Source organism: Erwinia typographi, assembly GCF_000773975.1.
In the GTDB taxonomy this organism is placed as follows: Bacteria; Pseudomonadota; Gammaproteobacteria; order Enterobacterales; family Enterobacteriaceae; genus Erwinia; species Erwinia typographi.
This window is the reverse complement of record NZ_JRUQ01000003.1, coordinates 1-21,963: the sequence shown is the minus strand read 5'-3', so window position 1 is coordinate 21,963 and position 21,963 is coordinate 1. Positions and strand designations below refer to the sequence as shown.

General features: G+C 56.1%; 19 protein-coding genes. 13 read left to right on the top strand and 6 right to left on the bottom strand.

Features of this window, described 5'->3' with window-relative positions; genetic code table 11:
• Positions 1 to 198 precede the first annotated feature (198 nt).
• Genes NG99_RS00125 through NG99_RS00085 form a run of 9 tightly spaced genes read left to right on the top strand, consistent with a single transcriptional unit; the run spans position 199 to position 10,667 of the window.
• Entirely contained in the window at positions 199 to 1,362 is a 1,164-nt protein-coding gene (locus tag NG99_RS00125) for an LLM class flavin-dependent oxidoreductase (RefSeq protein ID WP_034887136.1), read from the top strand.
• Complete coding sequence (locus NG99_RS00120; protein ID WP_034887133.1) at positions 1,359 to 2,354, top strand: ABC transporter permease; 996 nt, start codon at positions 1,359 to 1,361, stop codon at positions 2,352 to 2,354. Before NG99_RS00125 ends, NG99_RS00120 begins: the two co-directional genes overlap by 4 nt.
• Positions 2,351 to 3,193, top strand: a complete 843-nt coding sequence (locus tag NG99_RS00115; protein ID WP_034887131.1) for an ABC transporter permease — start codon at positions 2,351 to 2,353, stop codon at positions 3,191 to 3,193. Before NG99_RS00120 ends, NG99_RS00115 begins: the two co-directional genes overlap by 4 nt.
• The gene (locus NG99_RS00110) at positions 3,193 to 3,981 is read left to right on the top strand and encodes an ABC transporter ATP-binding protein (protein ID WP_052130482.1); all 789 of its coding nucleotides are present in this window, start codon (positions 3,193 to 3,195) and stop codon (positions 3,979 to 3,981) included. The genes NG99_RS00115 and NG99_RS00110 overlap by 1 nt, the downstream gene beginning before the upstream one ends.
• On the top strand, positions 3,978 to 4,970 hold the full coding sequence (locus NG99_RS00105; protein WP_052130481.1) for an ABC transporter ATP-binding protein: 993 nt from the start codon (positions 3,978 to 3,980) through the stop codon (positions 4,968 to 4,970). The genes NG99_RS00110 and NG99_RS00105 overlap by 4 nt, the downstream gene beginning before the upstream one ends.
• Positions 4,967 to 6,190, top strand: coding sequence for an acyl-CoA dehydrogenase family protein (locus NG99_RS00100; RefSeq protein ID WP_084110309.1), 1,224 nt, complete (start codon positions 4,967 to 4,969; stop codon positions 6,188 to 6,190). The genes NG99_RS00105 and NG99_RS00100 overlap by 4 nt, the downstream gene beginning before the upstream one ends.
• A gap of 30 nt (positions 6,191 to 6,220) precedes the next feature.
• The gene (locus tag NG99_RS00095; RefSeq protein ID WP_198138708.1) at positions 6,221 to 7,873 is read left to right on the top strand and encodes an ABC transporter substrate-binding protein; all 1,653 of its coding nucleotides are present in this window, start codon (positions 6,221 to 6,223) and stop codon (positions 7,871 to 7,873) included.
• Between the two features lie 2 nt (positions 7,874 to 7,875).
• A complete protein-coding gene (locus NG99_RS00090; protein ID WP_052130480.1) occupies positions 7,876 to 9,078 on the top strand; it encodes an acyl-CoA dehydrogenase family protein in 1,203 nt (400 codons plus the stop codon).
• A 23-nt stretch (positions 9,079 to 9,101) separates the two neighbouring features.
• The gene (locus tag NG99_RS00085) at positions 9,102 to 10,667 is read left to right on the top strand and encodes a rhodanese-like domain-containing protein (RefSeq protein ID WP_034887129.1); all 1,566 of its coding nucleotides are present in this window, start codon (positions 9,102 to 9,104) and stop codon (positions 10,665 to 10,667) included.
• 38 nt (positions 10,668 to 10,705) lie between these two features.
• Here the strand turns inward: NG99_RS00085 and NG99_RS30170 are convergent, their stop codons facing one another.
• A complete protein-coding gene (locus tag NG99_RS30170) occupies positions 10,706 to 11,140 on the bottom strand; it encodes a winged helix-turn-helix transcriptional regulator (protein ID WP_269745660.1) in 435 nt (144 codons plus the stop codon).
• A gap of 101 nt (positions 11,141 to 11,241) precedes the next feature.
• On the opposite strand from NG99_RS30170, the gene NG99_RS00075 reads away from it, so the two are divergent.
• On the top strand, positions 11,242 to 12,153 hold the full coding sequence (locus NG99_RS00075; protein ID WP_034887178.1) for an NmrA/HSCARG family protein: 912 nt from the start codon (positions 11,242 to 11,244) through the stop codon (positions 12,151 to 12,153).
• A 143-nt stretch (positions 12,154 to 12,296) separates the two neighbouring features.
• Here the strand turns inward: NG99_RS00075 and NG99_RS00070 are convergent, their stop codons facing one another.
• Positions 12,297 to 12,698 carry a winged helix-turn-helix transcriptional regulator gene (locus NG99_RS00070; RefSeq protein ID WP_034887128.1) on the bottom strand — a complete coding sequence of 134 codons (402 nt, stop codon included), beginning with the start codon at positions 12,696 to 12,698 and terminating at the stop codon, positions 12,297 to 12,299.
• A 115-nt stretch (positions 12,699 to 12,813) separates the two neighbouring features.
• Here NG99_RS00070 and NG99_RS00065 point away from each other — a divergent pair, with 115 nt between their 5' ends.
• A complete protein-coding gene (locus tag NG99_RS00065; RefSeq protein WP_034887125.1) occupies positions 12,814 to 13,548 on the top strand; it encodes an SDR family NAD(P)-dependent oxidoreductase in 735 nt (244 codons plus the stop codon).
• Between the two features lie 87 nt (positions 13,549 to 13,635).
• On the opposite strand, the gene fhuB is transcribed toward NG99_RS00065, so the two are convergent.
• The 3 genes from fhuB to fhuE are packed head-to-tail and all read right to left on the bottom strand — an operon-like array spanning position 13,636 to position 18,717.
• The gene (gene fhuB, locus NG99_RS00060) at positions 13,636 to 15,603 is read right to left on the bottom strand and encodes a Fe(3+)-hydroxamate ABC transporter permease FhuB (RefSeq protein WP_034887123.1); all 1,968 of its coding nucleotides are present in this window, start codon (positions 15,601 to 15,603) and stop codon (positions 13,636 to 13,638) included.
• Positions 15,597 to 16,490 (bottom strand): Fe(3+)-hydroxamate ABC transporter substrate-binding protein FhuD, encoded by an 894-nt coding sequence (gene fhuD, locus NG99_RS00055; RefSeq protein ID WP_034887121.1) that lies wholly within the window; start codon positions 16,488 to 16,490, stop codon positions 15,597 to 15,599. Before fhuD ends, fhuB begins: the two co-directional genes overlap by 7 nt.
• 19 nt (positions 16,491 to 16,509) lie before the next feature.
• Positions 16,510 to 18,717, bottom strand: a complete 2,208-nt coding sequence (fhuE, locus tag NG99_RS00050) for a ferric-rhodotorulic acid/ferric-coprogen receptor FhuE (protein ID WP_084110307.1) — start codon at positions 18,715 to 18,717, stop codon at positions 16,510 to 16,512.
• Positions 18,718 to 18,943: 226 nt separating this feature from the next.
• Between fhuE and NG99_RS30300 the strand changes: the two genes are divergently transcribed.
• Both NG99_RS30300 and NG99_RS00040 read left to right on the top strand, forming a co-directional pair.
• On the top strand, positions 18,944 to 19,105 hold the full coding sequence (locus NG99_RS30300) for a recombinase family protein (RefSeq protein WP_408606376.1): 162 nt from the start codon (positions 18,944 to 18,946) through the stop codon (positions 19,103 to 19,105).
• A gap of 158 nt (positions 19,106 to 19,263) precedes the next feature.
• Entirely contained in the window at positions 19,264 to 19,656 is a 393-nt protein-coding gene (locus tag NG99_RS00040; RefSeq protein ID WP_157032513.1) for a colicin E1 family microcin immunity protein, read from the top strand.
• On the opposite strand, the gene NG99_RS27370 is transcribed toward NG99_RS00040, so the two are convergent.
• Positions 19,643 to 21,055, bottom strand: a complete 1,413-nt coding sequence (locus tag NG99_RS27370; RefSeq protein ID WP_052130479.1) for a colicin-like pore-forming protein — start codon at positions 21,053 to 21,055, stop codon at positions 19,643 to 19,645. The two genes, NG99_RS00040 and NG99_RS27370, sit on opposite strands and share 14 nt — an antisense overlap.
• Positions 21,056 to 21,963 lie beyond the last annotated feature (908 nt).

Below are 21,963 nucleotides of genomic sequence, written 5' to 3'. Positions count from 1 at the left end.
AGCATTCAGGATAGGTTTTTAGTGCGCCGAAGCAGGTCGATCCTGAAATATTTATTATTTATCATTGTGTTAATTAAAGTTAACGGCTGGCGAAGCCGTCCATTGCTTATAAAAGCATAAAAATATATCCATTTCTCATTTCAGTACCCTAAATCCCCTCACTAGTATTGGCCCATCATCAACCATACCGGGCCGAACATGACTTCGCTTTATTCAGGTTTTGACGACGTTTCCCCCGCAGATATCGTGGGCAGCCCGCTGCACAGCGTGCTCCAGCAACCGTTTTTGCTGGGCCTGTTTCTGCCCATTCAGAACGGCGGCTGGAGCCCTTCACGGCTGGAACGCACCACTGACTGGCACTTTGACTATAACAAACGGCTGACCCTCGACGCGGAAGCGCTGGGGTTCGATTTGGTCTTCGGCCTTGCGGAGTGGAATCCGAAGGGCGGCTACGGCGGCGAAATCCGCTATCGCGAACACAGTATCGACCCGTTTATGACCACGGCGGCGTTGAGCGCGGTGACCTCCCGCATCCTGCTGATTTCTACCCTGCATATTTTATATGGGCCATGGCATCCGCTGCACCTGGCGCGTTTTGGCGCCTCGCTGGATCTGATTTCAGGCGGGCGTTGGGGGCTGAATATGGTCACCGGCAATCAGGACAGCTATGCCCGTATGTTTGGTGCGCCGCAAATTGAGCACGATACGCGCTACCGCATGGCAGAAGAGTTTGTCGCGCTGCTCAAACGTTACTGGCTTGATGACCAACAGGTGACCTTCAGGGGGGAATTCTGGTCGAGCGAAGAGGGCTGGGTAACGGCCAAACCGCGCTATGCGCGACCGCTGCTGGTCAATGCCACCGGCTCCCAGGCAGGGATTGATTACGCGTCTCGTCACTCTGACCTGGTCTTTATCACCAGCCCGGCGGGGGCAGAGATTGAGGCCGCGCTGGCGGCGCTGCCCGCGCACACGGCGCGTATCAGAGCCGCTGCCGCGTTACAACAGCGCACGCTGCGAACGTTAATCAATCCAATGGTCATCTGCCGCCCCACGGAGAAAGAGGCGTGGGATTACTACCGCGCCATTGTTGCCGCGCAGGACGAAGTCGCGGTGGATAATTTCTTCGCGTCTTCAAGAAAGCGCGATAGCCAGGCCTTTCTCGGCCATCAGCGCGACCAAAAAATCGTTGGCGGCAATATTCAGCTGGTCGGCTCACCGGAACAGATAGTTGCTTATATGCAGCGTCTGCAACAGGCAGGCTGCGATGGCGTGCAGGTGGCATTTTACGACTACGCGCCCGATCTTGCTTACTTCGGCGAAGCGGTACTGCCGTTGATGAAACAAGCGGGGCTGCGCCTGTGAAGCCGTCACGCTTCAAACTGCATCCGCTGCTGGCCCGGCTGTTACAGGCGCTGCCGGTGGCGTTTATGGTTATCATCCTTAATTTTTTCCTGCTGAAAAGCGTGCCCGGCGACCTGGCCGACGTGATCGCCGGGGAAGCGGGGGCCGCAACGCCGGAATTTATGGCACAGCTGCGCAGCCAGTTCGGCAGCGACCAGCCCCTGATGATTCAGTTCTTCTCCTATCTGAAAAACGTGCTCAGCTTTGATCTCGGCTGGTCGTTTCGCTATAGCGAATCGGTGACGCAGCTGATCGCCGAACGGCTCTCATCCACGCTGCTGCTGATGGGGGTTGCGCTGCTGATCGCCGTGATGCTGGGGACAATGCTGGGGGTGATTGCGGCAGTAACGCGCAGGACCGTCGTTGAACGTTTCATTGGCCTGATCGCCACGTTGGGTTTTGCCATGCCGGTGTTCTGGCTTGGGCTGATGGTGGTGGTGGTGTTTACCGTAAAACTGGGGTGGCTGCCCTCCAGCGGAGACAGCACCATGGGGGCCGATTTATCCGGCTTCGCCCGGTTCTGGGACGTGACGCGCCATCTGCTGATGCCTGCTGGATGCCTCGCCTTTAGTTATCTCGCGCTCTATATCCGCCTGATGCAGGAGTCGGTTCGCGGCGTAGCGCTACAGGATTTCGTCCGCACGGCACGCGCCAAAGGGTGCAGCCGTTTCCGCCTGATATGGCGTCATATTATCCCTAACGCATTGCTGCCGGTAGTGACGCTGACCGGCTTACAGTTTGGCGCAATGTTGAGTGGCTCGGTAACGATTGAAACGGTGTTCGCCTGGCCGGGGCTGGGCCAGCTGGCGCTGTCGGCGGTATCCACGCGCGATGTGAATTTGCTGCTGGGCATCTTATTTGTCACCTCGCTGTTTGTGGTGGTCGTGAATCTGCTAACGGAGCTGGTACATGCCGCCCTCGATCCTCGTAGCCGTAGCGGGGGACATTTATGAGTGCGCTCAGTTTGCTGAAACCCAGAGGCATTCATGCCAGCGGCTGGTGCGGAGCCTTCATTTTGCTGCTGATTGTGGCGATTGCCTTACTTGCTCCCTGGCTTACCACCAGCGATCCGACCGCCATGATTGCTCGTCCGTACCTCGCCCCGGGCCAGAGTGCGGCGCACTGGCTTGGCACCGATACGCTGGGGCGCGATATCTGGAGCGGCATTGCCTGGGGGGCGCGCCTGTCGCTGTCAATTGGTCTGTCTGCCGGATTGCTGACGGCTCTGCTGGGCCTGGTCATCGGGACCATCGCCGGTTTCTATGGCGGCTGGGTCGACAACCAGCTGATGCGCATTACCGAGCTGTTTCAGATCATGCCTTCGCTGCTGTTCACGCTGGTGCTGGTGCTGATCCTCGGCCCAACCGTTTCGACCATTACATTCGGTATTGCCGCCACATCCTGGCCTAATGTTGCGCGCATCGCGCGTGGCGAAGCCCGTCGACTGCGGAACCTCGACTTTGTGCTGGCCGGTAAAGTGATGGGGATGCGTGACCTGCACATTTTGTGGCTACACATTTTACCCAACGTATTGATACCGGTAGTGGCGATGCTGGCAATGCTGGTTGGTCATGCCATTTTGACCGAAGCCGCGCTGGCGTTCCTCGGCATGGGCGATCCCAATGTGGTGTCGTGGGGCAGCATGATTGGACAGGGGAGAGACGTATTGCGCAGCGCCGGATATATCTCCGCCATTCCAGGGATCGCCATCTTTATTACCGTTGCATCCCTGAGCCTGCTTGGCCGGGCCATCAATGATGTGATTAATCCGCAACGTGGGAGGCTGCAATAATGGCGCTGTTAGAGGTTAGAAATCTCACCATCACCTACCGTGGTCAGGCTCAGGCTGCCGTAAAGCAGCTGGACTTCTCGATTGAGGCGGGGGAAACGCTGGCGCTGGTCGGCGAATCGGGCAGCGGGAAAACCACCACGGGCTATGCCGTATTAGGACTGTTGCCCGCTGAGGCGATCGTCACGGCCGATCGGCTGGAGTTTGAAGGGCGGGACATCCGCCATTTTAACCAGGCTGAGCTGGGCCGTCTGCGCGGCGGGCGTATTGGGATGATTTTTCAGGATGCGCTTTCGGCGCTTAACCCGCTGATGACGGTCGGCGCTCAAATTGCCGAGGCCGTCCGTTTACATCATCGGGTAGGGCGAAAAGAAGCCAAATTCCGGGCGCTGGCGCTGCTGCGCCAGGTACGAATTCCGATGGCGGATGAGCGCTACGCCAGCTATCCGCATCAGCTGTCGGGCGGTATGCGCCAGCGCGTGGTGATCGCCATGGCTCTGGCCGGCAACCCGGCATTACTGATTGCCGATGAGCCAACCACCGCGCTTGACGTCACTATTCAGGCGCAAATCATCCGGTTGCTTGCTGCGCTACAGCAAGAGACCGGCACCGCCATCTTGCTGATTACCCATGATTTAGGCGTAGTGGCAGAACTGGCCGATCGCGTGGCCGTGCTGCGTAATGGCGAATGCCTGGAAACCCAGCCAGCAGCGCGGCTGTATCAGCAGCCGCAGCACGCCTACACCCGCCAGTTGCTCAATGCCCGGTCGGTGGCAGGAGGCCAGCTATGAGCCGTTTACTGGATGTGCGGGAACTGACGGTGCGCTATGCCACGCCAGCGGCCACCTTCACCGCGGTCGATCGCGTCAGCTTTCATATCGATCGGGGAGAGGTTCTCGCGCTGATTGGCGAATCCGGCTGCGGTAAAACCTCGCTGGGCAAGGCACTGGTAGGGTTGCAGCAGGTGCAGGAAGGCGACATCCACTTTCGTGACACTAATCTGGCGGCGTTATCGCCGCGCCAGCTGCGTCCACTGCGGCGGGCGATCCAGATGGTGTTTCAGGACCCGCTGTCAGCACTGGACCCACGTCAGCGCGCGGTGAATGCCGTTGATCTGCCGTTGAGCCTGCACAGCGGCCTGTCGCGTCAGGCGCGTCGGGAGAAAGCCGCACGGCTTTTTAACGATGTGGGCCTGGATAGCGCGCTGATGGATCGTTTTCCCCACCAGCTTTCTGGCGGGCAGCGTCAGCGTCTGAACATCGCCCGTGCGCTGGCGCCGGAACCGGCGCTGATTGTTTGTGATGAACCCGTGTCGGCGCTTGACGTCAGCCTGCAAAAACAAATTGTCGATCTTCTGCAGGCGCTGCAACAGCAAACCGGCGTCTCAATTCTCTTCATCAGCCACGATATTTCCGTGGTTGAACGAATTGCCACACGCATAGCCGTGATGTACGCCGGGCACATTGTTGAAGTCCTGCCCAGGGAGAACATGTGGAGCCACGCGGCGCATCCCTATACCCGCCTGTTGCTGAGCACCATTCCCGGCGTCAGCCCCGATCGGCGGCGCCTGCGCCAGGCCCCGCCTGACGAAGAGTCGCCGGTAAATCCCTACGAAATCAGTCAGGGCTGCCGTTTTCAACAGCGTTGCCCAAACGTGCAGGCAGATTGCCGGACGCAGACGCCAGTTCTGTCCCGGCAGAGGGACGGCCATTCTGTGGCTTGCCACCATCCGCATCTTCCAGCAGAGCCGTCGTTAATCATCAGGAGAGCCATATCATGACGGAGTTACATTCAGCACGTCCCCTCGACACGCCGGAGGTCGGGGAATTACTCACGGCAACGCGAGAACTGTCGGCGCGGCTGACCACACAGTCTTCTGCCCGAGATGCAGGACGCACTCTGCCTTTCGACGTGTTCGCGGAGATTCGTCAGCTGCGACTCGGCGCGCTGCGGGTGCCGACGGCGGTTGGCGGCGCGGGAGGAAGCTGGGTCGACGTGGCGCAGCACTATATAACGCTGGCTCGTGGCGATGCCAGCGTTGCGCAGGCGTTTTTAGGGCATGTGGTGTTTGTGGAACGCCTTCGCCTGATGGGCACGGCGGCACAGCAGCACGCATTTCTTCCGCTGGCAGCGGCAGGCTATCTTTTTAGCGGCGCGGCCGCCGAGCGCGGCGGTCAGTTTCGTGGCGAGCTGCAAACCCGCCTTACCGCCGAAGGCGATCATTTCCGGTTAAACGGTGTTAAGTACTACAGCACCGGCGCGTTATTTGGTGACTGGCTGAAGATCCGCTGCCTGAATGCTGACAACCAGCTGGTCTCCGCCATTGTGCCCGCCAACCGACCGGGCATCATTCGCCATGATGACTGGAACGGCATGGGGCAGCGCTGCACGGCCAGCGGCACCACCGAACTGCATAACGTCTGGGTTGATAAGGCTGAGGTACTGATGATGGAGCCGTGGCGCACTCAGCGTCATCACGCGGGCGCCACCGCGCAGATTATTCACTGTGCGATAGATGCGGGCATTGCACTGGCGGCGCTGGACGATGCGCTTGAATTCGCTCGTCAGCATGTCCGTCCGGTTAAAGAGAGCGGCGTGACCAAAGGCAGTGAAGATCCCTATTTACTGCATACCGTTGGCGAGATGTCGGCGCATTGTCGGGTTGCGCAGGCGCTGGTGTTAAGTGCTGCCGCTAAGCTGGAAAAGGCTGCCGCCGCCCGTTTTGCTGGACAGCCGACCACGCTGTGCGAGCAGCTGGCTGCCGAAGCCTCCCTGGCCGTTGCCGAAGCCAAAACCGTCTCAACGCGTGCTTCTCTGACCGTTTCTCAGTGGCTGTTTGATATCGGTGGCGCTTCGGCAACGCTGCGCACCCGCAATCTTGACCGCCACTGGCGCAATGCTCGCACGCATACCACCCACGATCCGCTGGCCTATAAATACCGCACGCTGGGGGATTATTACGTTAATGGCGAGTTACCGCCGCTGACTTTTTCTTATTAATGAATCAAAAAACTTAATCAGGGGTTTCGCATGGATTCTTCAGACTTGTTGCATCTTAGCCGTCGCCGTCTGCTGGAAATGATGGCTATCAGCGGTGGCGCATTGGCCGCCTCGGGCTTTCTTCCCTCGGCGATTGCAGCCCAGGTTAGCAGTCACGCCTCCGGCGATGGCGTCATTAAAGGCGGTACGCTGTTCGCCAACGTGACGCCGGAACCTGCCGGACTGGTGGCGGGGATCAATATCTCAAGCCCGGCGGTAGTGGTGTCTTCCAGCATTTTTGACGGGCTGGTCACTTACGATAAAGATTACAAACCCCAGCCTCAGCTGGCCGAGTCGTGGGAACAGTCGGCGGATGGTAAATCCATCACTTTCCATCTGCGTAAAGGCGTGAAGTGGCACGATGGTCACCCCTTTACCTCCGCCGATGTGCAATGGTCGATCCTGAATGTGGTGAAGAAAACTCACCCTCGCGGGGCGTCTAACTTTGCCAAAGTGACGGCAGTTGAAACCCCGGACGATCACACGGTGATCCTGCGTCTCACCGGCGCGGCGCCGGTACTGTGGTCCGTGCTGTTTGGTACTGAAACGCAGATTGTGCCGAAGCATCTGTATGAAGGGACCAACCCGCTGACGAATCCGTGGAACGTGAAACCGATCGGCACCGGCGCCTTTAAATTCAAAGAGTGGGTGCGCGGCAGTCATATTGTGCTGGAACGCAACGAAGACTACTGGGATACGGGAAAACCGTATCTGGATCGGATCATCTTCAAAATGCTGCCGGATGCCGGGGCGCGCAGCGTGGCGCTGGAGAGCAACGAAATTCAGTTCGCGGCCAACAACCCGGTTGCGGAGAGCGACGTTGCGCGCCTCGCCGCCGAACCTAATCTGGTACTGGACACCGAGGGCTGGCAGGTTCCGGCACCGATCTTCTTCTTTGATTTCAACTTCCGCCGAAAAACCTTCCAGGACGTGCGCGTGCGCAAAGCCTTTGCTCATGCTATCGACAGAAAAGGGCTGGCGGATATTGTCTGGTACGGGCTGGCGAATGTGGCGGAAAGCTGCGTGCCGAGTTTCCAGAAACAGTTTTTCAAGCCGGGATTGCCGCAGCATGAGTTTTCGCCGGAAAAAGCCGAGCAGTTGCTGGATGACGCGGGGCTGAAACGTGGGCCGGACGGCGTGCGGCTGCGCATCAACCATATTACCGAGGTTTCCTATGGCCAGGTTTATTTACGGGCAGCGGAGTATATGCAGCAGCAGCTTAAACACGTAGGGATTGAGGTTGAACTGATCAATCTGGAACTGGCCGCGATGATCCGGCGCGTGTTTGGCGAATATGACTTCGATACCTTTTCTCAATGGTATTCCGCCTATCCCGACCCGCAAATTGGCGTGACGCGGCGCTTCTGGAGCAAAAATATCAAGCCCGGCACGCCTTCCAGTAATGACTCTGGCTACAGCAATCCGGAGATGGATCGCATCATTGAAGGCATCCAGCAGGAGGGCGATGTGGAAAAACGCCAGCAGTATATCTGGCAGATGCAGGAGCTGGTGCAGACTGACGTCGCCTCTGTCAACTTGCTGGAGCTGAAGTTCTTTGGCTTCTATTCGAAAAAACTCCAGGGGTTGCGCAAGGGGCCGATGCTGTTCTATTCCACGCTTGCCGATGCCTGGCTGGAGAAGTGATCATGGGCGCACCCGTTTTAAATTCAGTAACGCTGTTGACCCAGGCGCAGATCCTCGGTCAGCAACTTGCCGAAGAGTCGGCAGAGTATGACCGGAGCGGTGAAGCGAACTTTTCCGCTTTCGAACGCATCAGCCAGCTGCGTCTGGGGGCATTACGCGTCCCGGTTGAGTATGGCGGTGCCGGAGGATCGATACCGGAGCTGGCGCGGCTGGTTGCCGCGCTGGCGAAGGGTGACCCTTCAGTCGCGCAGGCCATGCTGCCGCATTTTGTGTTTGTCGAACGTACTCGCCTGATGGCAACGCCGGAGCAATGCGCCAGATTCCTGTCGCAGGTGGCGCAGGGAACCTTAGTTGGCGGGGCGTCCGCGGAGTTGGGCGGCCAGTATCGTGGGGAAATGCGTACGCGGCTTACGCGTCATGGCGATGCGTATCGCCTCAGCGGTGAAAAACACTACAGCACCGGCGCGCTCATGGGACAGCTGTTAAAAGTGCTGGCGCTGGATGATAACGACCAGTCGGTGCTTGTGGTGATCCCCGCCGATCGTCCGGGCGTGGTGCGCCATAGTGACTGGTCCGGCATGGGGCAGCGCGGCACGCTCAGTGGCCGGACTGAACTTCATGATATCAAGGTCGAAGAGCACGAAGTCATGCGGGTTCATCGCTGGCAGCAGCAGCGACATCATACCGGTTCAGCCTCACAGATTGTGCACTGTGCCATTGAAGTGGGCATTGCGCAGGCGGCGCTCAGCGATGCTGCCGGTTGGGCAAGGAGCAAAGTCCGCGCGGTAAAAGAGAGCGGGCTGCCGCAGGGCAATAAAGACCCTTACTTATTGCATAAAGTGGGTGAAATCGCCGCCCGTACGCACGGTGCGGAAGCGCTGGTGCTGCTGGCGGCGGAGCAGATTGAACTGGCATCGGACGCCCGTTTTTCAGGCGCCGCCCCGGAAGAGATCGAGCAGCTCGCCATTGATGCTGCCGTTATTACCGCGGAAGCCAAAGCGATTGTTACAGAGGCGGCTCTCTTTGCCTGCCAGACACTTTTTGATGTCGGCGGCGCGTCTATGACGCTTCGTAAACACGGTCTGGATCGTCACTGGCGTAATGCGCGGACCCACACCACGCACGATCCTGTTGCCTGGAAGTACCGTGCCATCGGTGACTTCCGCGTGAATGGCTGCCCGCCGCCCATAAGCTATCTCTATTAATTCTCCACTGAAGGACTGACGTAATGAGTGCAGATATTACTGTTACCCAGCTTGAGCGCTGGCTGGGTGATGGGCAGGAACTGGCCATTTTTGATCTACGTGAACACGGCGAATATGGGGAAGGCCACCTGTTTTTCGCTGTGCCGCTTCCCTACAGCCGTCTTGAGCTGGATGTCAGCCGGTTGGCACCTAACCGCCATGTCCGCATTGTGGTGTATGACGACGGCGTGAGCGGCGTGGCGGCCGCCGCTTTAAACCGTTTAAAAGCGCTGGGATACCAGCAGGTTTTCCTGTTGTCAGGAGGAACCCAGGCCTGGGAAAAAGCCGGATACAGTCTGTTTGAAGGGGTGAATGTTCCTTCCAAAACTTTTGGCGAGCACATTGAAGCACTACGGCATACGCGATCCCTCTCCGCTGAAGCACTTCAGAAGCGGATTAACAGTGGCGAGCCTTTGCTGATTCTGGATGGCCGCCCCTTTAGCGAATATCAGAAAATGAGTATTCCCGGCAGCATCTGCTGCCCCAATGGCGAGCTGAGTGCGCGTTTTGACGACCTGGCGGCGGATGACAGCACGCCGGTGGTGATCAACTGTGCCGGGAGAACGCGAAGTATTATTGGCGCGCAGACGCTGATTGACTTAGGCGTTAAGAACCCAGTCTACGCCCTGGAAAACGGCACCCAGGGTTGGATGCTGGCAGACTATACGCTTGAGCATGGGCAAAGCCGTCGCTATCAGGAGGAGATGGCCGTCACCCCCGAGCGAGTCAAGCGTGCCTGCGCGCTGGCGGAATCTGCAGGCGTCAGTTGGGTGTCACCAAAACAGGTCAGGGCGTGGCAGGATGAACAGCAAACCGTTTATCTGCTGGATGTGCGTACTGAGAAAGAGTTTAACGCAGGCGCAATACCGGGCGTGCAGTATGCTCCGGGTGGCCAATTGCAGCAGGCTACCGATCAGTATGTGGGGGTGCGCAATGCGCGTCTGGTGCTGATTGACTCGGAAAGTGTCAGGGCACCGGTCACCGCCTACTGGCTACGGCAGATGGGGCATCAGGCTTATGTCCTTAACGGGGGCGTTGCCGTGGCCCGGCAGGCAACCCAGCCGTTGCAAAACCCGCTCACCGCGCCGGAATTAGCAGAAATAAGCGCGGCGCAATTAAACGATCGGTTACGGGCGTCACATCCGGTAGAAATATGGGATATTCGCAGCAGCCAGGCTTATAAAGAGGGGCATCTTCCCGGCAGTAAATGGATTTCCCGTGCTCATATTATCGGTAGCGATGTGAGCGATGTTGTGCTTATCAGCGATGATCCGCAGCAGGCTGGCTGGTATTCCCTCGAATTGCCGCCAGCCAGTCGTATAAATCTGTTGGCTGGCGGCATGGCAGAGTGGCGAGCCGCGGGAGGTGAAGTCGTCGCCTCTGCGGATTATCCATCAGATGCAGAGCGTATTGATTATCTGTTTTTTACCCATGACCGGCATCATGGCAACAAATCAGCGGCACGCCAGTATCTCGAATGGGAAGTGGGTTTGTGGCAAAGGTTGCATGTCAGTGAGAAGGCGGCGTTTAAGCCTCTGACGGAACGCTAAATCCCTCACGCGCCTGCTGTCACGTTTACCCCCCAACTTCATTCAGCTTCATCGTAGGCGCGTCGTGAAGCTTCTATATCCTGCCATGTGTCGCGAATCCACTGGGTAAAGCCCGCCAGCGGTGCCAACATGGAGCGCCCTCGTTCGGTCAACTCGTATTCGACGCGAGGCGGCAGTTCAGGGTAGTAGTGGCGCGAAACCAGTCCATCCCGTTCAAGGTTGCGCAAAGTCAGCGTCAGCATGCGTTGCGAGATGTCCGGGATGCCCCGTCGAAGCACCCCGAAACGCATCGGGGTATATGGATAGAGAGATAAGAACGAAATAACCAAAATTGTCCACTTGTCTCCCAGTCGGGCTAATACACTCCCGGGAGCACAAGGCGTCAGTACCGGGCCTCCGGGCGTATGTAGAACAGGTCGACCATTGACCTCATCTGGCATCATGGTCTGTCCATCTTCAGGAATACTCTCCATTGGTTATCTCTCTGTAACTCAGTATCAAAAAAGTGCCGTCTTGCGGAAATGTCATGATAGTTCAAAATGAGAACCTTCAAAAGTTACTATGGGTTACTGAAATGCAACAGTCTTTGGAATTTTTGGTTTTTGGTGCTACCGGGCAGCAGGGCGGTGCTGTGGCAAGAGCGTTGAAAGCCAGGGGGGAAACGGTACGTGCCTTCGTCAGGGATGCCCAAAGCCATAAAGCAAGAGCTCTTGCCGAACAGGGCATCAAACTGGTTGTGGGCGATCTGTTTGACCGTGCCTCGATTGAGCGGGCGATGCAGGGCGTCGACCGTGTGTTTAGCGTGCAGACCAGTTCGCCATCCGGCCTGGTGTCAGACGAACAGGAGGTGATGCAGGGCAAAGCAATCGCCGATAGTGCGGTTGCAGCAAACGTTGAATTCATCGTGTACTCTTCGGGCGGAGCGGCGGGAAAAGGTCTGACCGGCATGGGGCATTTCGACAGCAAGTCCCAGATAGAGGAGCACATTCGCGGCCTGCCGATCGCCGCTACGATCACGCGTCCGGCCAGCTTTATGGAGATGATGCTGCTGCCTGGTATGGGATTGAACACGGGTGTATTCACCTTTTTCATGCATCGGGATCAGCCTATGCAGATGATTGCGCTTAACGATCTTGGCCGAATTAATGCCGAAATCCTATGCCACCCGGAGCGTTACGCAGGTCAGGCGTTGGAGCTCTCAGGGCAGAGTATTACCGGCAAAGACTTGGAGTGCGCTTTCTCGCTTGCTGCAGGCCACCCAATTCGCTATCAGCGGTTTTCAGAAGAGTTGCTGGCAGGCAACGTGTTCCTGAGAAAACTGACGGAACTTGTGGACAACGGCGTGGTTGCAGGAATTGCAGATATCCCAGCCTTAGAGAGAGAGTTCGGTCCGATGTTGACACTGAAAGAATGGCTTGCGGGGGCGGGAAAAGCTCCTTTTGACGCTGCGCTGAATATGGCAACTGCTGATATTGCATTGAGATAACACCGTCTGCAGGAGTGCGGCTGCGCTCCTTCAGGTTATGGCATTCATCACTCTGGACCACAGACCCGACGTCAATTGCAGATGCAGTTGGAAGATTTCCTATCCTCGGGGTCTGGAGTTAAAGTCAGATCCACTAACAAAAATTAATCCTGCGGTTTTTCAGCATCCTGCTGGAGCAACCGGTCTCGTTTGTCGAAGATGCTCGTCATTTCCTCCATGTTCTCAGTGCCCCAACTGCACAGCGGGATGATCGCCTCGGCCAGGCTGCGGCCGAGCGGGGTCAGCTTGTAGTCCACGCGCGGCGGCACTTCCTGGTAGTCGGTCCGCGCCAGTACGCGATCGGCTTCCAAATCCTTCAATTGCTGGATCAGTACCTTATCGCTAACGCCCTGGATCAAGCGCTTGAGCTCGCCGTAGCGCTTCGGACCGTCGCGCAGGAAAAAAAGGATCAGCGGTTTCCACTTGCCCGAGATGATGCGAAGCGTGGCGCCGAGCCCGCAGGATAAGCCGATACCACAGGTTTCAGGTTGAGAAGATTGGGTCATTTTTTTTGATACTTACCAAAAGGTGCATACTTGACCTCAGGTTATCAGAATCGCACACTGGCCCGCAAGTAAGCCGTTACCTGATTCCGTACAACTCAAACGAAGGGTGCATGATATGAACAGACTGGATGGAAAGACCGCAGTGATCACCGGGGGCGCTACCGGCATCGGTCGCGCCGCAGCAAAGCGCTTTATCGAGGAGGGCGCCTTCGTCTTCATCTTTGGCCGTCGGCAGGAAGCGCTCGACGCCGCGGTGGCAGAGCTGGGGCCCAATGCCCGCGCGGTGAAAGGCTCGGTTTCCGATCTTGATGACCTGGATCGACTTTACGCGTCGGTGAAGGATGAGCGCGGAACCCTCGACATCGTCTTCGCCAATGCCGGAGCGGGAAGCCAGCTTGCGCTTGGCAAGATCACTGGCGAGCACATCGACGAAATCTTTGACACCAATGTGAAGGGGGCGATCTTCACGGTTCAGAAGGCTTTGCCGCTGATGGGCGAGGGCGGTTCGATAATTCTGACTGGTTCGAGCGCTGGCACCACGGGCGCTCCGGCATTCAGCGCCTACAGTGCGAGCAAGGCGGCGGTGCGTAATCTCGCTCGGACCTTTGCGCTGGATCTGAAGGGCACCGGTATCCGGGTAAACGTGCTGACGCCAGGGCCGACGGCAACTGAACTCGCTAAGGAAGCGCTAGGCGAGGAGGGCATGAAGGTCTTCGCCGCGATGAATCCGCTTCAGCGCATGGCCGATCCCGCGGAGCTCGGGGCGGCGGCGGCCTTTCTCGCATCGGACGACAGCAGCTTCATGACCGCCAGCGAAGTTGCTGTCGACGGCGGCCTGGCGCAAATCTGACCGGCTACGCCCGACCGGTCACGCATTCGATAGCGAGGCCGCAGGGCGTAGTAGTCAATCTGAGGAGCAGTTAAGTTGATACTGCCCTTAATTTCGCCCCTGCTGACGTAGCAAATAGATAAAATAGGGCGCGCCAATAAAGGTGGTCAGCAGCCCTGCCGGGATCTGATTCGGAAACATCAGGATGCGGCCGCACCAGTCGGCAATCAGCATCAGTAGTCCCCCGATGATTGCTGCCATACCCAGCTGCGGTACGGCGCGGCGAAAGCCCATCATGCGCGCCATATGCGGTGACATCAGCCCGATAAAACTCAGTGGTCCGACGGTTAGCGTTGCGCCAGCCGTTAACACTGAAGCCAGCAGCAGGATAGTCAGGCGAGCGCGGACCAGCGGTACGCCTGACGAGCGGGCGCTGTCGTTGCCCAGAGGCAGAATATTTAGCCAGCGGCTGCACAATGGCGTCAGCGCCAGTAGCAGCAGCGTTAGCAGAGCGCTGGCTACGGCCTGTGCGGGTTGCACACCATAGGTTGAGCCGGAAATCCAGGCCAGCAGATTACCGAGGCGAGGATCGCCGCTTGCCAGCAGCAGCGAAATCGCGGCAGAGAACAGCGTGCCTAGTGCTATGCCAGCCAGCAACAGGCGCTGACTGGAAAAGTGCTGACGACCCGCGACCAGCAGGATCACTGCCAGCGTCAGGGCTGCCCCGGCACTGCCGGCATACAGCATTGAGCTAAAGCCTGCGGCAGGCAGTAAAAACATCATCACGATTGTCGCGGATGCCGATCCGGCGCTAATGCCGAGCACCTCCGGGCTGCCCATCACATTGGCAGTCAGTTTCTGAATCAGCGTACCGGCTAGTGCCAGCATAACACCGGCACTCAGCGCTGCGAGAGTGCGCGGCCAACGCCACGGCAACAGCTGTCCAATATTGCCTCCAGCCCAGCTGATACCATGGCTGTTACGCCCCACCATCAGTACGATCGCCAGTGCAAAGAATAACAACAGCGTCCCCCCAGCAATCCATATACCTGGCCGCTGACGCTCCTTCAGCAGGCCGTTGCGGCTGGCGATCTCCGTATGGCGCAACTTCGGTAACAGCCACAGCAGGACGGGCGCGCCAAGCAAAGCAGTGGCGGCTCCGGTAGGGACTTCCTGCCATACCTGTGCCAGCAACACCATGGACTGGTCGGAGATCCACAGCAGCAGCGCACCCGTCAGCGGGGCCAGTAACATTCGCGAGAGCAGACGACGCGCACCGAAAAGTTTAGTCAGTAAAGGGGCAAACAGACCGATAAAACCGATCACCCCGACTGCACTGACCATCAGCGCGCTCAGGGCGATCGCCAGTACCAGCGCCGCCAGCCGGGCAGCGCTCAGCCCCAGCCCGAGGTTGCGGGCGATATCGTCATCGATGCCCAGCAGCGTCAGCGGCCTGACCAGCAGCAGCGCCAGCAACCATCCGGGTAGCAGAAACGGCAGCAGCATCAGCACCTGATGCCAGTCCTGCTGATTCAGCGCGCCGCTGCTCCATAAAAACAGGCTTTGCAGCTCCTGATAATGGAACAACGCCAGCAAGCTGTTAATCGCGCTGCAATACAGGCTCAGCACCAGCCCCGCCAGAATCAGCGTCACCGGCGAGAGCCGTTTCCCCCACGCGGTGCCAAACACCGCCACGCCGACCACCAGTGCTCCTGACAGCGCGGCGAGCGGTTGTCCCAGTGCTCCGCCTGGCAGCATACCGAGACTGGCCATGGTCACGCCCAGCTGCGCCCCGCTGGCAACGCCCAGCGTGGCAGGTTCGGCCAGCGGGTTGCGCAGTACCTGCTGAAACAGGACGCCAGCCAGCGCCAGCCCCGCGCCGATCAGCAGCGACATCACTATCCTTGGCAGCACGCTGTAACGGAACAGGACCTGATGAATATCCGTAGCATTGGGACGCAGCATCGCCGTGGACCATTCACGGTATGGCAACACCTGTCCGGCGTTATAGCTGGACAACATCAGCGCGGCGGCGACAGCCAGCAAAATCGCTAACAGAGGCGTACGTTTTACCATTTTTTATCCAGTTCTTGCAGCATATGGCAAAAGCGCTGAGCAGCGAGCGTGGCGCCAAAAATCCAGATCGCGGGGACAATGCGCAGCGCGTTCTGACGAACGAAAGGGAGAGCCTGCCACAGTGGCGTGGTGCTGATGCGATTGCGGATAGCAGCGTCACCATGATCGAGACAAATCGCCCGTAGCGTGGGTAACATTGCCAGATGTTCAATGCCCACCGTCGCCGTCCCCCAGAAACCGTCTTCACCCTGCCAGGCATTCTCAATGCCCAGCTGTTGCATCACATTGCCAAACAGGCTGCGGTTACCGAGGATCACCGCATGACGCTGATCAATTAACGAAAAAACCAGCAGCGGCTGGCGACGCCAGGCGATCAGCTGTTCGCGGGCCGCGACCAGCTGACGGTCAAACCAGGCAAGATGTAAGCGCGCCTCCTCAGTCTTTCCCAGCCGCCCAGCCAGAGAAAGTAATCCACTGCGTACCTTTGCTAAAGGTTTGCCCTGTTCGTCGGTAAAGGCGAATTCCATCGTCGGGGCAATATTCTGTAGCTGGGCAGCATGAGGTCCGTATCCCTGCGAATAGACAATCAGGTCTGGTTTCAGCTCAGCGATATATTCGAGGTTGGGTTCTGAGCGCTGTCCAACATCAATCAAACCGGCGGGCAGGGCGGGTTCCTTCACCCACAGGCCGTAATCGCGGGTATCCGCTGCGGCCAGCGGCGTCACGCCGAGGGCCAGCAGCATTTCCAGCGGCAGCCATTCAAGGGCGATAATGCGCGGCTGCGGCAGGGCGGCCAGCGCAGGAAATCCGGCCAGCCAGGGAGACAGAGCCAGTGCCGACAGCAAACGCCGTCGACGCAGGTCAATCTCCCCAATCTCCCCGGCCATGGGCCGGGGCAGGAGGCTGTCAGAATGCATAGGAGACACTGACGGAGTAATTACGCGGTTCACCGTAAACGTAGTTGTTCATGTAGGAGTAATAGGTGCGGTCGAATAAATTAGCGATATTAGCCTGCACCGATACCTGTTTGGTCACCTGATAGCGCGCGAACAGGTTAGCCAGCGGGTAGCTGCTCTGATAAACGCGCTGGGTGCTGCCATCTGGCGCAGTGTCATCTTCAAACACGCGGTTCTGCCAGGTGACGCCGCCGCCAACGGTTAACTCCTGTAGCATCGGCAGTTGATAGCGAGTAAACAGTTTGAAAACGGTTTGCGGTTGGTTCGGGTTATACCGCCCATCCGAATCGCGCGCCACATAGCGGGTCGCACCAAAGGTCATTTGCAGGTTATCGGTCAGAGCGCCATTCAGCTCGAATTCAGCCCCTTTGCTGCGCGCGCCTTTGGTTGTTGTATAGGCCTGTTCGCTGCTGTTATTCACATAAACGCCGTTTTCTTCCTGACCAACGTTGTTTTGTTCAATACGGAAGATCGCCACGGTGGCGGTCAAACGGCCATCATACCAGGCAGATTTCAGGCCGGTTTCGTAGCTCTTGCCAGTAACCGGTGACAGATACTGGCCGGAGCTGTCGCGATAGGTTTGCGGCTGGAAGATCGAGGTATAGCTGGCGTAAGCCGACCAGGTATCGTTAATGTCATACACCAGACCGGCATAGGGGGTGATGTTATTTTTATCCATGTTGCCGCTGCTGCCATCGGTGCTGTATTGGGTATAACGTGCCCCCACAATCAGCGACAGCGGGTCGGCCAGCGAGAAGCGCGCCGCGGTGTAGGCCGATTTCTGCCGCACCACATCATCGGCATTCTGATACCAGTCTCCCCAGGCTGGTTCAGCGATATTGCCATTCCAGTTGTTATTAAACACGCCTATATCGCTGGGCGAGATGTCATAGGCATCCTGGTCGGTAATGCCGTCGCTGCTATAGGTGACATTATGCTGACGGCTGTAGCTAACACCCGCCATTAGCTGATGCTGGCGACCCAACAGTTCGAACGGGCCGCTGGCATAGCCGTCGACCGATGTCAGCTCGCGTTTGCCCCGATCCATACTGCCATAGCCATCGGCACCTTCTCCGCTGTCACGATCCGGATAGGACGTGTAACCTACGTAAAGTAACTTGTCACTGAACGTGTTTTCAGCATGGGTGCCATTGAGGAAGACGCTCCAGCCGTTATCAAAGTTGTGCACCAGGTCGGCGTACACTTTACGTGCCGTGGTGTGGTAGTAAGTCCAGTCGGCGGAGGAGTTCAGGCTGCGATTGTAGTGGGTCAGAGAACCGTTGCTGTAAAAGACCGGGTTGCCTCCCCAGGTGGGATTTTTCGTATCGGCATCCTGATAATCATAACCGAGCGACAACGTGGTGTTATCAGTGAGATCGGCATCAATTACGCCGTAGAGGAATTTGGTATTTTTACTGTAGCGATCCAGCCAGCCGTCCTGATTCTGATAACCCCCGATGACACGGCCACGTACCGTTCCTGATTCATTTAGCGGGGCGGAAATGTCGGCAACATAACGTTGTTTATTCCAGCTACCGTAGCTGGCATTCAGCGTGCCGGTGAATTCCTTGCTGTCGGCCCGTTTACGTATCATGTTGACTGAGGCCGCCGGGCTGCCTGCGCCGGTCATCAGTCCGGTTGCTCCGCGCACCACTTCAATGCGGTCATAAATTGCGGTGTCTGAAGCCGCGTCACCAAAGTTCCACGAATCACCCATGGAAGTAGGAATGCCGTCAAAAGTGAAGTTGGTGAGTTGAAAGCCGCGGGAGTAGTAGTAGGAGCGTTCGCTATCGTCCTGCTCGCTGGTAATACCAGTGGTATTATTCAGCACGTCATTAACCGTTTGCAGCTGCTGATCCTGCATACGCTGCTGGGTAATGACGCTGACGGACTGGGGGACATCGCGCGGTGTCAGCAAAAGTTTAGTACCGGCGCGAGTGGTTTTTACCTGGTAGTCTGTTTTGTCCTGTGCGCTGGTATCGCTGCCGGTGGTGGCATCAACGACCAGATCTTGCTGGGGATTACTGGTGGTGGTATCAGCGGCTAACGCCGGATTAAGAAGGGCATGAACAGCCATCGTCAGCAACGACTGAGTAAAGATTTTGCGGAGACCAGACGCGCCTGGTCCCGCGCAAGTTTCCCTGCGATTCAAAGACATAATAATATTTCCCGCCAAATTGAAAGTGGTGTGCTGTTGTGTCGTTGGTGGTTTTTAATAATTGAGAAAGTCAATGATAATGATTTGCGTTAGAGATTCTTAAAAGGTTTCATCTAAATATGTAAATATTTGTATAGGTGAGAGTAATCAGTAGGATAGGGCGAATATTAACCCGTTAATTGCTGGGTGTTTTCGCTTTTTAGCCGTCAATCGGCGAGGAATAACGGTGAATTTAATTGGCATCCGCTTCCTGGAGAATGGCCTCAGTACCGAGGGTACTGTGGGAAAAATTGTTATCCAGATACTGGCAGCAGTGGCGGTGGCCGAGCGAGAGCGTATTCTGGAGCCTACAAATGATGGCAGGAGCGCGGTCTTGCAGCCGGCGTAAAATTTGGGCCAAAGGTTCATCCCCGAACGCCCGCAGCTCTGACGCTTATCCTTCAGGGGGAAACTATGGGTACGGTGACCGAGATAAAAAACATGGTTATTCCCTTGTGGGCCATGTGATAGTAATATCCTGTTTACAGAGTATCTTTGCAGGAAAAGATGAGTATGGATTTCAAATATTACATTAGCAAAGTGTTTTGGAGTATTTTAATCGCTGGAATTGTTCTTTTTTGCAGTAATGGTGATAATAATCAAGTGAGAATACTTTATTTCAATGTTTTCAGCCTTGTGAGCGCCATACTGTTCCCTTTATCTTGGTATCAGATTGAGAAGACAGCACTGAAATATAGTGATGAAAAGTTTTGGGTCACAGGAATATTTAAAGATGGTGTTCCCAAAACCTATCTTCTTACTCTGTTTGTATTAGTTAATTTCATTGTGTCCATCCCTTTTGGCTTGGTTTTTATATTTAATGAGATAAAAAAAAGTCGTCATAAAAATGACGACCTTGAAGAGGTTAATAAATCCAAAAGGAAATTTAAATCCCGATAATTTTGTTTGCTGCCTCTACAACATCGTCACTAACTAACGCGCCGATACCAGCCATAATTAATGCATATCCAAGCAAACCGACAGGGGCTCCTAAAAGGGAAGCAAAAGCCAGTGCAGCTAATTGCGTCGCGGAAAAGCTGATGGCGATAGCTTCGACCTTAACAAAGAATGATCTCCAGTTATCTTCCTTGATGGCTTTTCGCAACGCCATGAATAAATCAACAACATCCATCGTAGGGCCAACATAACCAAGCCCTTTACTAAACTTAGCAAAGTTTTTGGCAGCCTCTTTCACCTCGACCGACTCCAAAGCTTTAGCAATAGCTGCACGATCTTGTGCATTAATATTTTTGTTGATGTTTGCTTTATGTTTTTCATAAGCTTTCAAAGCATCATCAATATTTCGAATCGTTTTTCCCTTGGCCTGGTTTGCTAATAAGTTAGCAAGCTGTTCTGCCTTTTCGCCATAAACACTAAAAACTTCTTTGTAAAAATCTGAAGTGAATTTGATAGCATCTTTCACAGCATCAGCTTCTGCCTTAGCTTTCACCTCTGCTGCGGCTTTTGCGCGGGCTTCTGCCTCTGCTCTCGCTTTCGCCTCTGCTGCGGCTTTTGCGCGGGCTTCTGTCTCTGCTTTCGCTTTCGCCTCCGCTGCAGCTTTTGCGCGGGCAGCTGCCTGATGCTGATTCAGTGCCTCATTGAAGTCTGAGGCAATATGCGGGATTAACTCGCCCAGCCTTTTCTTCTGTTTGTTCGGACCGGTTCCGGTTATGGTTCTCCCGTTACGTCCTCCTGTCTCGCGTTTGGTGGTAACCCGATCCGGCATCGCTTTATGACACGTATGACACGCCTGAACTATCTGGTCGCGGGCCGGCGGTTGAGCGCTGAGAGGAACCGCATCAAACGCTGAACGCATCATTCTGTAGACCGCCACTGACCGGATACCCGTTTTGTCTGCGCTGACCGGCGCTACAATAACCGCCTGTATCGCGCTGTTTATCAGGGTGGGATCAACCGGACCGCCTGGCGCCCAGCTGCCACCGGCAAGGTAGTTTTCCGTTGCCGTCTGGGTGGAGGATTTTCCTCCGCTGTTTGAGGGGTGGCTTCTGGGTTTGCTGACCAGACTGTTCAGTACGCGGACAACGCCGCCTGAGAGATCGTCAACCATCGAGGAGTTACTTTCGGTCATCACCGTTCCGTTCATCACCGGATGCCCTTGCGGGTTAATGACAACCGGCCCCCACGGGGTCATATACGACTCGCCGCGCCGCGCCTGTGAGACGCTAATCCCTCCGCCACTATTGTTTTTTCCGTTACCGCCGTTTCCATTACCGCCCCCCCAGTGGATGCCACTTCCCGGGTTTTCGGATACGTTCATTGTTCCCTGATCTTTACTCATTATTGTCTTCCTTATCAATATAGAACGCTGTATTTATATACAGCGTGCCTTATGCTAACCACAGGAAATAATAACGTCAATGGGCGGGTAACATAATTCACCAGAAATCGGAGAAAGGGGAGTAACGGAACAGTAAATAACGCAGTAGTACTGTGAAACTCGTTAGCTTTCGCGAGATGAAAGCCTTTATGGACGAGTTATTCTGGATATCCATGCAAGAGGCTGTTGTACGCATTCAGGTAGAGCACAACACCAATTAATACCTTATTTTGAAGCCGCCGGCTGCGGTCTTCGAGGCAGAGTCTGAGCGTTACTGTGCCACAGGATTTTTGGACGAAAGAATTGCCAATTAAGGCCGCAGCTATCAATGATTACGTAGACAGGATCCGGCGGAACAAACAGCGGCGGATTGAAGAACAGTTGCAAAAAGAGTCTCGAAAGCAAACGAGGTAATAGTCTTAACCAACAGGACGGCGTATGTGTGAACAACCAGAGCAAGCAGGGAACACAGGCCTGGGGCCGAGCCTGTGTAGCCTATGGATCTAATGAGCTTATAAAGAAAATAACCGGCAAACATAACGCGCGGCAAGTAAAAGATGAAGGTAGGGTAAGTGTATGATTGATCGTGGTCTACAGGTGGTTATGAACTAAAGAGATGGCGAACTATATTTAACATAATATACATTATGCGAACCAACATAGAGGTACGTGAATTCTGCAGTTCTGTGGCCATGATTGTGCTGATGCGAAAACGCTGGCTAATGCTGTTCTCAACTCTCTGGCACCGTTTTTCATTAAGGCTCACTCTGGATCATGGCTGTAACGTAGTCTGCCACTGATAGCAATACCATCTTGATTGATCACCAGTCGCTGAGGCACCAGATAATGTGACCCTGTACACGATTCTG